The following is a 13,273-nucleotide window of genomic DNA, read 5'->3' as shown; positions in this document are numbered from 1 at the left end:
GCACTTTAATGCCAACCTTGCGCGCTCGAAGCGAGATACAATGAAGAGTGGCCCATGGGCAACAGGCCCGCCATCACACCGATGCCGGCGCGAGCCTTGATACGGATACCAGACATGATGCTCAACCAGGCCACACCCTTCCGGTCCCCACAAGGCAGATTCAGGCAATGCGGCTCCGCCATCGTAGAGTTCGCCATCATCGCACCGGTCTTCCTGCTGTTCATGATAGGCATCATCGAACTGAGCATGGCATATTTCGCCAATCTCACCATGCAGCATGCGGTGCGTGAAGGGGCGCGCTATGCCGTGACTGGCAACAGCGATCTTGATCCCGCCAGCAGCAACCAGCAGCGCTACCAGGCCGTCATTCAAAAAATGAAGGATAGTTCGATGGGCATCTACGACAAGGTCAATCCCGTCATCACGGTGAACGGCGTCAGCGGCACCAGTGCCGGCATGTTCGGCAACGCGGGCGATATAGTCGTGATCTCCGTCGCATACAACTGGACATTCGCCACGCCGATGATGGCCGCCTTCTACAAGGACGGCAAGGCGCCCTACGTGGTGGCCGCCACCATGCGCAATGAAAGCTTTGGCGGTCTATGATGCGTTTCCACTCTCCTGCGCGGCGCGCCGCGCGCGGCATCGCCGCCGTGGAATTTGCCATCGTGCTGCCACTGCTGGCCCTGCTGCTGTTCATGGTGGTCGACCTGTCGCGCGCCATTCAGGCCAAGATCATCCTGCTCAACATCAGCCGCGAAGGCGCCAACCTGGCCTCGCGCTCGACCACCGACCTGAATGGATCGAGCCAGACCATTATGAATGCGCTGGCCGCCAGCACGCCGCCGCTGGACATGAACAAGCGCGGCATGATCTACATTACCAAGATCATGGGCTACACGGCGAAAAGCGGCTTGCGCAATATCGTGCTGGAACAGTACCGCTGGGACGCCGGCGCGAAAGTGAGCGGCTACCTGCCCGCCAGCCAGGTGTGGCAATGCGGTAGCTGGAGCAATGGCACGTGCACCAATATCGCCCAGGCCGAAAGTGCCCCCGCAGTGTCACTGATGTCGGGCCAGTTGTCCGATGGCGAACTGATTTATGCCGTCGAGACTTTCTATAATTTCGACATGCTGTTTGGCACATTGAAAATTGGCGACAGCACAACCCCTGTCCTCGGCCCCAACCTTTATTCGATGACGGTATTCTGATGCGCATTCCACACAAGCGGCAAAGCGGCCAAGTGCTGATCATGGTGGCGCTGTCGGCCGTCGTCCTGATCGCCTCGGCGGGCCTGGCCATCGATTCGGCGCTCGGCTATTTCGTCAAGGCCAAGCTCAATGCGGCCGTCGACTCGGCCAGCCTGGCGGCGGCGCGCGGCGTGACCCTGGGCGATACGCAGGCGGTGCAGGCGGCCAACGCGCGCCAATCGGCCAAGGAGTTTTTTGACATCAACTATCCCGACAAATTCCTGCTCTCCACGCCCGTACTCAACCCCGTCGGTGTGACCTTCGACAAGGGCACCGTCACCATCGACGTCTCCGCCACCGCCTCGATGCCCGTCTCGCTGATGGGCATACTCGGCTTCAAGACCCTGAACGTGGCAGCCGCCGCGCAAACCATCCGCAAGGATCTCGACATGGTGCTGGTGATGGATACCTCGGGGTCGCTGGAACCCAATGCCGCTGCCGTACGGGCGGCGGGCATTTCCTTTCTGAATAAATTCAATTCCACCGTGGACCGCGTAGGCTTGCTGCATTTCGCCTCGGATGCGCAAACCGATCTGGCCATCAATCCCATCACGCGCGGCTTCAACCGCACCACGACCACGGCGGCGATCAAGAATTTTTCCTTTGAAGGCGGCACCAATTCGGCCGAAGGCATGTGGCAGGCGCGCAAGCAGCTGAAAGGTATCGACCAGATCAACCGTTCCAGCCTGCGCGTCATCGTGTTTTTTTCCGATGGTTCGCCGGCCGCCTTTTCCGGGTACTTTCCGAACTCGGGCAATAAATGCAAGGACGCCGGTGGACTCGCCACCTACACCAAATTTCAATCGGACGCCCTGGCCGGCCTGTACAAGATGCGCACGACCAACACTCTGTTGAAGGGTGACTGCGACTCCGGCACGATTACTTCCCTCCCTCTCTGGTATAACGCGAATAACCCGGACACCCTGCCCAACGATCCGAATGCACGCGAATTTCCCATCGTGACCAACACGCCACGCGTCGTGACCGCTTCCATCGCCTCGGCGCAGGTGCAATGGACAAATGTACACCGCGCCTCGCGCAACCTGGCCGAAGCGATGGCCGCAAAGGCGCGCCAGGAAGGCATTTTCGTCTTCACCTTGGGCATGGGCGCATCGCTGATCACGCCGGAGGGGCCGGACAGCGAACTGGGCGCAGACTTGCTGCGCTGCATGGCCAACACGAGCGATGCGCCTACGCGTTGCCGCAAGCCGGCCGAACCCATGGGCCTGTACTGCTATGCGGCCACCGAAAGTGACTTGAGCCCCTGCTTCACGCGGCTCGCCTCAGCCATCCTGCGCATTTCCAAATAGCGCCTGACCACCGGCTAGAAGGCGAAGCAGCTGCAGCCCAAGGCGCCCCAGAAGTCGGAAAAATCGCTGATCGGCACGGCCGACTTGCGCGCCCGGTCGTGGGCATGCGCATGCACGCCGCAGGCGCCCGCGCACTGGTGCGGCAGCAAGGCTTGCGCCGGCCTGGCCGCGGGCCGGTAATGACCGGGCACCGCGCGCACGGGCGACCATTCGGGCAATACGGGTATCGGGGGCGGCGCCAGGGTCGCAAATTCCGCCTGACCGTAGACGATCTTGCCGCCCACCATGGTCAGCACGGAGTCGATGGACTTGATCGCCTCTTCCGGCACTGTAAAGTAATCGGCCGACAGCACGGACAAGTCGGCCAGCATGCCCGCGCGGATGCGGCCCTTCTTGCCTTGCTCGCTGGAAAACCAGGCGCTGCCCGCCGTCCACAGTTCCAGCGCCGTATCGCGCGACAATCTGCCCGCCGCCTCCGTCAGGGCCAGGCCGCCCACGGTGCGTCCCGAGACCAGCCAGTACAGCGCCGTCCACGGGTTGTAGCTGGCGACACGCGTGGCATCCGTGCCGCCGCCCACGGGTACACCCGCGTCCAGCATGCGCTGCACGGGCGGCGTGGCCTTGGCTGCATCGGCACCATAACGCTCGACAAAATATTCGCCCTGGAAAGCCATGCGGTGCTGGATGGCGATGCCGCCGCCCAGCGCCCTGACGCGGTCGATATTTTTCGGACTGATGGTTTCCGCGTGGTCGAACAGCCAGTGCAAGCCGGCGAACGGCGTGTCGCGGTTGACCTTTTCGAACACGTCGAGCATGCGGCTGATCGATTCGTCATAGGTGGCGTGCAGGCGAAACGGCCAGCGCTGCTCGACCAGGTGGCGCACGACCTTTTCCAGCTCGTCTTCCATGCCGGCCGCCAGCTCGGGGCGCGGTTCGAGGAAGTCCTCGAAGTCGGCGGCGGAAAACACCAGCATTTCGCCGGCGCCGTTATGGCGATAGTAATCCGTGCCGTCGCCCGGTTTGACCATGCCGGTCCACTTCTGGAAGTCCTGCAGTTCCGCGCCCTTGTTTTGCGTGAACAGGTTGTAGGCGATGCGGATGGTCAGCTGCTCTTTTTGCGCCAGCTCGTCGACGACGGCGTAGTCTTCCGGATAATTCTGGAAACCGCCGCCCGCGTCGATGGCGCTGGTGATGCCGAGCCGGTTCAGTTCGCGCATGAACTGGCGCGTGGAATTCACTTGCAAGTCGAGAGGCAGCTTCGGGCCTCTCGCCAGGGTCGCATACAGGATCATGGCGTTCGGCCGGGCGATCAGCAAGCCGGTGGGGTTGCCGGCAGCGTCGCGCACGATTTCGCCGCCGGGCGGGTTCGGCGTATTTTTATCGTAGCCGACGGCGCGCAGGGCGGCGCGGTTCAGCAGGGCGCGGTCGTACAGGTGCAGGATGAAGACGGGCGTGTCGGGAGCGGCCGCGTTGATTTCATCGAGCGTGGGCATGCGTTTTTCCGCAAACTGGAACTCCGTCCAGCCGCCCACCACGCGCACCCATTGCGGATTCGGCGTGCGCAGCGCCTGTTCTTTCAGCATGCGCAAGGCGTCGGCCAGCGAGGGCACGCCTTCCCAGCGCAATTCCAGGTTGTAGTTCAAGCCGCCCCGGATCAGGTGCAGGTGCGAGTCGTTCAGGCCGGGAATCACCGTGCGGCCAGCCAGGTCGATCACCTGCGTGGCCGGGCCGCGATGGCGCATCACGTCTTCAACGTCGCCCACGGCGAGGAATTTGCCATCGGCGATGGCAACGGCGGACGCCAGCGGCTGCGTCCGGTCGACCGTGTGAAAACGGCCATTGAGCAAAATCGTGCTTGCGTGCATGGGAACTCCCGAATCAGGTGAAAACACAGCCCCGCCGGCGGGCGGCGGTGGCGCGATATCAATAAAATCTCAGTGGCCTTCGCTGGCGTTGAACATGGATTTGGCGTAGATCAGGCCCAGGCCATAGCCGCCGCCGTGCGCCACGGCCGTCGCCACCGTCGCGTCGTAGGTCTCGCCGCGGGCCCAGTCGCGCTGCAGTTCCAGCAAGTATTGCACGGACGTCATCGGCTGCGCGCCCGCCTGTATCATGCGCTGCATGGCCATCGCATGGGCTTCATCGGAGACGTCGCCGCTGGCGTCGGCAATCACGTAGACTTCAAAGCCCTGCTCCAGCGCCGACAGCGCGGGGCCGACGATACAGACGGATGTCCACAGGCCGGCCAGCACGATCTTGCCCTTGCCGTAGCCATTCACCTTGTCGGCGATGCGCGCATCTTCCCAGGTGTTCATGCTGGTGCGGTCGATCGGCGTCTGTTCGGGGAAGACGGACTGGATTTCATCGAAGATCGGGCCGGAGAACGATTTCGCGGCCACCGTCGTCAAAATCGTCGGCACCTTGAATTCAGCCGCCGCCTTGGCCACCAGGGCCGCATTGTTGCGCAGCAGGGCCAGGTCGATGGAACGGGTGGCGAACGCCATCTGCGACTGGTGGTCGATCATGATCAGGGTATGATCGTTCGGGGTCAGCAGTTTTTGTGCGGCTTGGGCGGTGGCGACAGGCATGATGTTTTCCTTAGTGAAAATAATTGAATATGAAGAGGGATGTCGTTGTACGGTGCTTCTGCTCCTGCCCTTGCGCCACGCTGTGTGTGCCGAGCCAGTGCTATGCAGTATGAACGAGATATTTTGAAAACAAAAACGGAAAGAATGCCAAGCTATATGCAATTTTTTCGATGATACGAAATAAACGCAACAGCAACCCACACCTCAAGGAGAAAACATGGGATTTGAATTCAGGATCACGGCCAGCCTGACGCAGGAACAGCGCCAGCACCTCGCGCAGTTGCCAGAGTTGGCGGCGCCGGCGCCGCGCCCGCCCGGCAGCGCCAGGCCCGATACCGAAGCCAGGCTGACGGACGCCGGCCTGTATGTCTGCCAGCACCTGCGCCCGGACCCGTGGCACGGCCTGGCCGCCCTGCGCGCCTGGCTCGATGCGCAGGGCGTGGATTACGTCGTCGCGGAAATCGACGACTAAGAACCTACAGGGAGCCTTCGAGCATGACGCGCAACGTGCGGTAGCTGCGCGTATCGACCGTGCGCAGCAGGCTGCCGGCGCCATCCGCATACAGGCTGCGCGTGCGCTCAAGCTGCCGCAGCAGATTGGCGCCCGACAGGCGCAGGCGCAGTTGGTCGCTGAACTTCCACAACGCGTACAGATCCAGTTCGCGCCGGGCGCCCTGCCAGGCCAGCAGCTGCTTCGATGCGCGCGACAGTCCACCGCCCTGGTAATGCAGATTGCCGCCCAGGGTCAACGGCTTGGTGGCCAGGCGGTAATCCGCACCCAGGTTGGCGCTCCACGGCAGCTGGCCATCGAGGCGGTTGTCCGGGCCGGCGATGGCGTCCACCGTCGACCAGTTGCGCGCCACGTTCGCCCGCAGGTCCAGCGCGGGGGCGCCCGCCCACAGCGCCGACAGCGGCAGCTTCGCCTCCAGTTCGATGCCGCGCACCTGCGCCCTGCCCTGATTGACGGGCGTGGCCACCCAGCGCCCCTTGTCCTGGTACAGCCGGTCCAGCATCACGTCGCCGATGCGCCGCAGCGAAGCGCTGGCGCCCAGCATGGCGCCTTCCGCAGGATAGTATTCGTAGGCCGCGTCCAGGCCCCACGCCAGTTCCGGACGCAGCGCCGGGTTGCCCTGGTTGTCGGGGTTCACGGGGCTATTGCCGTTGTCGTTGAGGTAGGGGCGCGGGATCAGCTGGAAAATCTGCGGCGCCTTGTAAGTGCGCGTGACGGCCAGGCGCAGCTGATCCTTGCCGGCCAGCTTCCACAAGCTTTGCAGCACGGGACTCCATACCTGCGCGCGCACGTCGACGGGGCCGGCGCCACCGGTGGCGCTGGCCGTGCGCCAGGTTTCCCAGCGCAGCCCCAGATACAGCGACCAGCGCGCGGAGACTTCCCATTCATCCTGCGCGAACAGGGCCAGGCGCCGCACCGTGGCCGCATAGTCTTCGTCCGGCAGCACGGGTGGCCCGCCCGGCGACAGCTGGCGTTCGCGTCGAAACTCCGTGCGCCGCCGGTGACCCGCATCCCAGCCCGCCGCCAGTGCGTGGCCCTCGCCCAGCGTCCGGCGATAGGCACCGCTGGTCTGCACGCCCACATCGTCCACGCCCGCATCGACCCTGCGCACATTCGCCGGCCCGGGCGCGGCACTGACGCCCTGGAACAGATAATCGCTGCCACGGTGATTGGCATCGAGGCCCAGTTTCATATCGAGGCGCCCCCCCTGTCCGAGCTTGCGCAGCCAGTGCAGATCGCTGCGCACGGTGCCGCTGTCCTGACTGAAGGCGGCGTCATTGTCCGGATAGTCGGAATGGCCGCCCAGGTAAGACGTTTCCACCACCTGGCGGCGGCTGGCCAGGCGGCGCCAGGTGACCAGGCTTTGCCAGGCCAGGCTGTCTTCGCCCGCCAGCGCCCATTGCAAACGGGGCGCCAGCTCCAACGTATCGCTCGTCACGCGTTCCGTCAGCGGCATATGGCGCACCACCGTGGGTCTGCCATCCGCATCGTATGCGCGGTTCCATTCATCGAACAAGCCCCGGCGCCCCGTGTGCGCGAGCGTGCCGGCCAGCGCATACGACAGGCGGCCGTCCTTGTCCGCCCACTGCACGGTGGCGCTGCCGGCGGGCATGCCATGACTGCCGGACGCCCCCAGCTTGAAGGTGCGCTCGCGCCGCTTGCCCGATTTTTTCAGCACGATGTTGATGGAACCGGCGATCGCCTGGGCGGAAAATTGCGCCGTGGCGGCGCGCATGATTTCCACGCGCTCGACCAGTTCCGGGTCCAGGGAGTCGAGCGAAAAACCGGGCGGCACGGGTACGCCGTCGAGCATGACGAGGGTATAACCCTGGCCCAGCCCGCGCAGCTGGATTTGCCCGCCAGTCGTGCCCGAAGCCGTGCCGGCGGGCGCGCCGATGGAAATGCCGGGCAGGCGCTTCAAGGCATCGGCCAGGACGCGGTCGCCCTGGCGTATCAGTTCCTCGTGACCGACGACGATGGCGGCGACGGTGTCGTTGCGGCGCTGATCCACTTTGCCGGCATTGACCGTCACGGAAGGGAGGACGTCTTCGGCATGGACGTGCGCCGTCAACGGCAGCGCAAGGCTGCACAATAGAATACTCAATCGCATGGGAAATCCTGAAAGGTCTGTGGTGGTGTCGGCTTGCGGTCGGCTTGCGCGTCCCCGCGCTCAGCCGACCTGCGGCCAGCTCACGCTAATGGCCGAATTGTTCCTTGCGCAGGCGCAGGGCGCGCGCGGTGGCGGTGGCATCGAGGCCGGCCAGCCACTGTCGCGGATCCTGCAAGCGCCCGTCGCGGGTGACCTCGAAATGCAAATGCGGCCCCGTCGCCAGACCGGTGGCGCCGACGGTGCCGATGGTCTGCCCTGCCGTGACGGCCATGCCGGTCGTGAGCGTGACCCGGTCGAGATGGGCATACAGCGACTCGATGCCGCCGCCATGGTCGATGCGCACGGCCTTGCCAAGGCGCGCATCTTCGCTGACGCTGGCGATGCCGTCGGCCGCCGCATGCACGGGCGTGCCGCGCCTGGCACCCAGATCGATGCCGCTATGGCCTTGCGGCGTCAGCTGGCGCACCACGCCAAAAAAGCCGGTCACGCGCATGCTGCCCAAAGGATTGCGCCAGGTAGCTGGCGCCGTCGCCGGCCCAGTAAGCGCAGCTGCCGGCGTGGCTGCCACGGCCCACGCCAGTGCCGGCTGCAGCGCCAGGCTGGCCGCGCCGATCGCGCACAGCAGCAGCGCCGTCAGCACCCGCAAGGCCCGCGATGGGCGTCGCTGCCCGTCACGCATGCACAGCAGGCGCTCGGCCATAAGGCCACCGCCAAAGGCCAGCCCCGGCAGTGGCTGCGTCTGCGTCTGCAGCCCCAGCTGCTTGACCAGGGCCGCCGCATATTGCTGGCGCTGGCGCGGCGCGCGGCCGGCCAGGACCTGGCGGTCGCAACCGAGCTCTTGCGCCCAAGCCAGCTTGCCGGCCAGCCAGCGCGCGGCCGGATTGAACCACAGCAGGGCCTGCAGCATCTTGGCCAGCAGCAGGAGCACGGGGTCGCGCCGGCGTGCATGGGTCAGCTCATGGGCGATCACCAGTTGCCGCTGTTCCGGCGTAAATTGCGCCAGGTGCGCCGGCAACAGCAAACGCGGCCGCCACACGCCCACCAGCATCGGCGAGATCGGCGCCGCCACTTCCAGCACATCCATGCCGTGCAGGCGACGACGCTGCGCCAGTTGCAGCAAGGTGCGCAACATGGCGTGGCCACGCTGCCAGCGCCAGGCCGCGCAAGCGATGCCCAGCAGGTAGATCAGGCCCCAGGCGGACGGCACCAGCACCAGCCACGAAGCAGCGGATGGCAGCCCGGCAACTGGCGCAGCCATGGCCAGCGGCACGCCGGGTGCTGCGCTGGCCAGGAAAACGGGTACGCTCACCTCGGGCACCACGCTCAGCTGGCGCGTGTCCGGCAGCAGCGGCAGCACAAACACGGCGGCCAGCACCAGCTGGGCGCCCAGCCACACGCTGCGCTGCGCCGCCAGCGCGGGCCAGCGCCGCTGCGCCAGGCTCAGCATTGCCCACAACAGCGTGCCGGTCACGAGACAGGCGGCGCTGGCCTGCAACAGCGTGAGAGAAAACAGCAGCATCGCTTATTCCTTTCCCTCGAGCGGCCAGTCCTGCAGCAGCTGTTCCAGCGCCGCCAGTTCCTGCTGGTCCACCAGTTTGCTGCCCGTAAACATACTGACCGGCAAGGGACTGTCGATTTCCATCACGCGCCGGCCAAAGTCGTGGGCAAACGCGGCCAGGGTGGCCACCTTGTCCACGTTCGCCTCATACACAAGCACGCCATGCACGCTGCGCTGCAGCAGCATGCCCTTGTCCAGCATGCGCTCTAGCGTCTTGCGCGTGGACGAAAACGACCATCCCAGCTCGTCTTCCACCCTGGCGTGCAATTCACGCGCGGACAGCGGATGGTCTTTCCACAAGGCTTTCAATAACGATAGTTCGGTGACGGAGGGCGTGCTCATGGAGATTCCTTTCAGTGACTGTTGACACAATTATGCGACAACAGTCACACGAACGCAAGCGCTACGCGCGACATCTGTCGCACGCACTACCTCATTAGAATTCTTCCCACTCATCTTCCCCCGAGCGCTGTTTGCCGGCCGGTACTTGCGGCGCATGGCGCACCACCGGCTTGCCACTCACGCGGGCAGGCGCGTGCGCCACCTTGAGCGGCACCGGCCGGTGCGCGGCGGGCCGGGACGCGAGCGCCGGAATGGCATCCACTTGCGCGGTCCTGAACACGCTCACCGCATCGGCCAGCCGGGCGGCCTGCTCCTGCATGGATTCCGCCGCTGCGGCAGCCTCTTCCACCAGCGCAGCGTTTTGCTGGGTCACCTGGTCCATTTCGCCGATCGCTTGGTTGACTTGCTCGATGCCAGCCCGTTGCTCGTCGCTGGCGGCCGAGATCTGCCCGACAATGCTGCTGACCTTGTGCACGCTATCGACGATTTCGCGCATGGTGTGGCCCGCCTCGTCAACCAGGCGCGCGCCGTTTTCCACCTGCGCCACCGAATCGTTGATCAAGCCCTTGATTTCCTTCGCTGCACCAGCCGATCTTTGGGCCAGATTGCGCACTTCCGTGGCGACGACGGCAAAGCCGCGCCCCTGCTCTCCCGCCCGGGCCGCCTCCACGGCCGCGTTGAGGGCCAGGATATTCGTCTGGAAGGCGATGCCGTCGATCACGCCGATGATGTCGACGATCTTGCGCGACGAGTCGTTGATCGAGCCCATGGTTTCCACCACTTGCGCCACCACTGCGCCGCCCTTGCCGGCCACGGTGGAGGCCGACGCCGCCAGGCTGTTGGCCTCGCTGGCATTCTGCGCATTGCGCTGTACCGTGCTGGTCAGTTCCTCCATCGACGACGCCGTCTCTTCCAGCGAACTGGCCTGCTGTTCCGTGCGCGCGGACAGGTCGATATTGCCCGAGGCAATCTGGCGCGACGCCGTGGCGATGGCTTGCGTGCCGCCGCGCACTTCGGTGACAATGCGCAGCAGACTGGCCGTCATGTCTTTCAATGCCTGCATCAGCTCGCCAGTCTCATCCTTCGAGCGCACGTCCACCTGCACCGTCAAGTCGCCGTGCGCCACCTGCCTGGCCACGTCGATCGCCGCGCGCAGCGGGCCGGAAATGTTGTGGGCGAGCCACCAGGCGATCAGGGCGGCCAGAATCAGCGCCGCCGCGCCACCGCCCAGTAAGGTCCAGTGCGTGCGCGCCTGCAAGGCCGCCGCCGCTTCCGAGCGGCGGGCCAGCAGCACCGTTTCCGCCTGGCCAATCTCGCCCAGCAGTGCCCGCATGGCATCCATGCCCTGCTTGCCCCGGCCTTCCTTCTCCAGCGCCAGCACGGGCTCGATGGCCGCCGTGCCCTGCGCTACGGCGCGCCGCATGGCAATCACGGGATCGAGCGCACCGGCCAACCAGGCTTGCTTGGCAGCATCGAGCTTCGCCAGGCGCTCCTGCTGGGCAGGGTTATCGCTGGTCATGTCGCGCGCCTTGACCAGGTGCGTGCCAAACGCGACCTGCCCCGCCTTGTACGGTTCCAGCGACGCCTCCGCGCCCGTGATCACGTAGCCGCGCTGGCCCGTTTCCACGTTGATCAGGCTTTCCAGGAGCGCGCTGTTTTCAGCGAGCACCTGATAAGTATGGGTATTGATGGCATTGGCGTCGGCCAGCCGCGAGACATTCAGCGTGGCGACGGTGACCAGGGCGGCCAGCAACAGGACGATGGTGCCGAAACCGCCATACAGGCGGGTGGCGATGCGAAGATCGGCGATACGCATGATATTCCTCCAGGAATGAACACCCCGGCGCCACGGTGAGTCCCGCGCATGGAGTGCTACAGGCAATCATAGTGAATAACGCCAATCCGGAGCGCGCCCTAGCCACGCATTTCCTTTACCTGTGGCATTGCGTACCTGAAACAAACCCGGCGCTTTTTTGCCATGCTGTTATACTTCGCGTGTGCGGCACATATGACCAGTCCCCTTGCCGCTGTCTTTCGACCCCTAATCTGATTGCCTGCGACTGGCGCCCCCCGATGGCGACAGGCCGATCTCACAATAAAGTTACCATGTCCTTTTCCTCCCTCGGATTGTCCGACGCTATCGTACGTGCCGTTACCGAACACGGCTACACCGTGCCGACCCCCATCCAGACGCAGGCGATTCCCGCCGTGCTGGCTGGCGGCGATTTGCTGGCCGGCGCACAAACCGGTACCGGCAAGACGGCCGGTTTCACCCTGCCCTTGCTGCACCGCCTGTCGACTGACGCGAATGGCGCGGCCATCACCAGCAACACGTCCACGCGCCCGATCCGCGCCCTGATCCTGGCACCGACGCGCGAACTCGCCGCGCAGGTCGAGGAAAGCGTGCGCACCTACGGCAAATACACCAAGCTGAATTCGACCGTGATCTTCGGCGGCGTCGGCATCAACCCGCAAATCAAGCAGCTCAAACACGGCGTCGACGTGCTCGTCGCCACGCCGGGCCGCCTGCTGGACCACATGGGCCAGGGCACGGTTGACCTGTCGAAAGTGGAAATCCTGATTCTCGACGAAGCCGACCGCATGCTCGACATGGGCTTCATCCGCGACATCAAGAAAGTGCTGGCCGTGCTGCCACCGAAACGCCAGAACCTGCTGTTCTCGGCCACGTTCTCGGAAGAGATCAAGGCCCTGGCCGACGGCTTGCTGAACAAGCCAGCCATGATCGAAGTAGCGCGCCGCAATTCGACCGTGGAAGTGATCCAGCAAAAGATCCATCCGGTCGACCGCGACAAGAAGCATCCGATGCTGTCCTACCTGATCAAGTCGAACAACTGGACGCAAGTACTGGTATTTACGCGCACCAAGCACGGCGCCAATAAACTGGTCGAGCAACTGGGCGCGGACGGCATCGGCGCCCTGGCCATCCATGGCAACAAGAGCCAGTCGGCGCGCACGCGCGCCCTGTCGGAATTTAAAGATGGCACCCTGCAAGTACTGGTCGCCACCGACATCGCCGCGCGCGGTATCGATATCGACCAGTTGCCGCACGTCGTCAACTACGACTTGCCGAACATTCCGGAAGACTATGTGCACCGTATCGGCCGTACGGGCCGTGCCGGCGCCAAGGGCGAAGCCGTGTCGCTGGTCTGCGTGGATGAGCACGAAATGTTGAAAGACATCGAAAAGCTGATCAAGCAAACCCTGCCGCGCGAAGTCATCGCAGGCTTCGAGCCGGACCTGAACGCCCGCGCCCAGCCTGTGCAATTGCGCAGCGGCACCGGCGGTCACCGCAACAACAGCCGCGCGCCAGCCGGCGCCGTGGTGCGCGTGAAAACCGGCGGCAGCGGTGCCAAGCCACGCAGCGCCGGCCCGGCGGGCGGCGGTGGCGGCGGCAACCGTTCCGGCAATGCGCCGCGTTCGGCGGCTTCGCATCGCTCCGGCGGCCGCGGTCGCTAAAACGCGGCCTTAAAGCTACTGCGCGGGGCGCTATTGCGTTTGCGTTGCTCGCCGTACTCCAGTACGGCTGCGCTACTCAACGCAATATCACTCCCGCTCGCTACGCTTTCAGGCCCCGTTTATATTT

General features: G+C 64.7%; 11 protein-coding genes. 5 read left to right on the top strand and 6 right to left on the bottom strand.

What is annotated here, in order from left to right:
- Positions 1-114 precede the first annotated feature (114 nt).
- The 3 genes from ACP7EG_RS19400 to ACP7EG_RS19390 are packed head-to-tail and all read left to right on the top strand — an operon-like array spanning position 115 to position 2,560.
- On the top strand, positions 115-606 hold the full coding sequence (locus ACP7EG_RS19400) for a TadE/TadG family type IV pilus assembly protein (protein ID WP_426088924.1): 492 nt from the start codon (positions 115-117) through the stop codon (positions 604-606).
- A complete protein-coding gene (locus ACP7EG_RS19395; protein WP_426088923.1) occupies positions 603-1,211 on the top strand; it encodes a TadE/TadG family type IV pilus assembly protein in 609 nt (202 codons plus the stop codon). Before ACP7EG_RS19400 ends, ACP7EG_RS19395 begins: the two co-directional genes overlap by 4 nt.
- Positions 1,211-2,560, top strand: coding sequence for a VWA domain-containing protein (locus ACP7EG_RS19390; RefSeq protein ID WP_426088922.1), 1,350 nt, complete (start codon positions 1,211-1,213; stop codon positions 2,558-2,560). Before ACP7EG_RS19395 ends, ACP7EG_RS19390 begins: the two co-directional genes overlap by 1 nt.
- Before the next feature lie 14 nt (positions 2,561-2,574).
- Here the strand turns inward: ACP7EG_RS19390 and ACP7EG_RS19385 are convergent, their stop codons facing one another.
- Both ACP7EG_RS19385 and ACP7EG_RS19380 read right to left on the bottom strand, forming a co-directional pair.
- Positions 2,575-4,425: an amidohydrolase gene (locus ACP7EG_RS19385; protein ID WP_426088921.1), complete on the bottom strand. Its 1,851-nt coding sequence runs from the start codon at positions 4,423-4,425 to the stop codon at positions 2,575-2,577.
- 69 nt (positions 4,426-4,494) lie between these two features.
- Positions 4,495-5,148, bottom strand: a complete 654-nt coding sequence (locus ACP7EG_RS19380) for a hydrolase (RefSeq protein ID WP_426088920.1) — start codon at positions 5,146-5,148, stop codon at positions 4,495-4,497.
- A gap of 217 nt (positions 5,149-5,365) precedes the next feature.
- On the opposite strand from ACP7EG_RS19380, the gene ACP7EG_RS19375 reads away from it, so the two are divergent.
- The gene (locus tag ACP7EG_RS19375) at positions 5,366-5,620 is read left to right on the top strand and encodes a hypothetical protein (protein ID WP_353658126.1); all 255 of its coding nucleotides are present in this window, start codon (positions 5,366-5,368) and stop codon (positions 5,618-5,620) included.
- Between the two features lie 4 nt (positions 5,621-5,624).
- Here the strand turns inward: ACP7EG_RS19375 and ACP7EG_RS19370 are convergent, their stop codons facing one another.
- The 4 genes from ACP7EG_RS19370 to ACP7EG_RS19355 form a co-directional block, all read right to left on the bottom strand.
- Entirely contained in the window at positions 5,625-7,769 is a 2,145-nt protein-coding gene (locus ACP7EG_RS19370) for a TonB-dependent receptor plug domain-containing protein (RefSeq protein ID WP_426088919.1), read from the bottom strand.
- Between the two features lie 85 nt (positions 7,770-7,854).
- Positions 7,855-9,288, bottom strand: coding sequence for a M56 family metallopeptidase (locus tag ACP7EG_RS19365; protein WP_426088918.1), 1,434 nt, complete (start codon positions 9,286-9,288; stop codon positions 7,855-7,857).
- Between the two features lie 3 nt (positions 9,289-9,291).
- Positions 9,292-9,669 carry a BlaI/MecI/CopY family transcriptional regulator gene (locus ACP7EG_RS19360; protein ID WP_034758847.1) on the bottom strand — a complete coding sequence of 126 codons (378 nt, stop codon included), beginning with the start codon at positions 9,667-9,669 and terminating at the stop codon, positions 9,292-9,294.
- Between the two features lie 94 nt (positions 9,670-9,763).
- Complete coding sequence (locus tag ACP7EG_RS19355; RefSeq protein ID WP_426088917.1) at positions 9,764-11,485, bottom strand: methyl-accepting chemotaxis protein; 1,722 nt, start codon at positions 11,483-11,485, stop codon at positions 9,764-9,766.
- Between the two features lie 290 nt (positions 11,486-11,775).
- On the opposite strand from ACP7EG_RS19355, the gene ACP7EG_RS19350 reads away from it, so the two are divergent.
- Positions 11,776-13,146: a DEAD/DEAH box helicase gene (locus tag ACP7EG_RS19350; RefSeq protein ID WP_141172373.1), complete on the top strand. Its 1,371-nt coding sequence runs from the start codon at positions 11,776-11,778 to the stop codon at positions 13,144-13,146.
- Positions 13,147-13,273 lie beyond the last annotated feature (127 nt).

It is taken from the genome of Janthinobacterium sp. PSPC1-1 (assembly GCF_049897625.1).
Taxonomy (GTDB): Bacteria; Pseudomonadota; Gammaproteobacteria; order Burkholderiales; family Burkholderiaceae_D; genus Janthinobacterium; species Janthinobacterium tructae.
The sequence above is the reverse complement of the archived record's forward strand: the minus strand, read 5'-3'. Positions and strand labels throughout refer to the sequence as shown.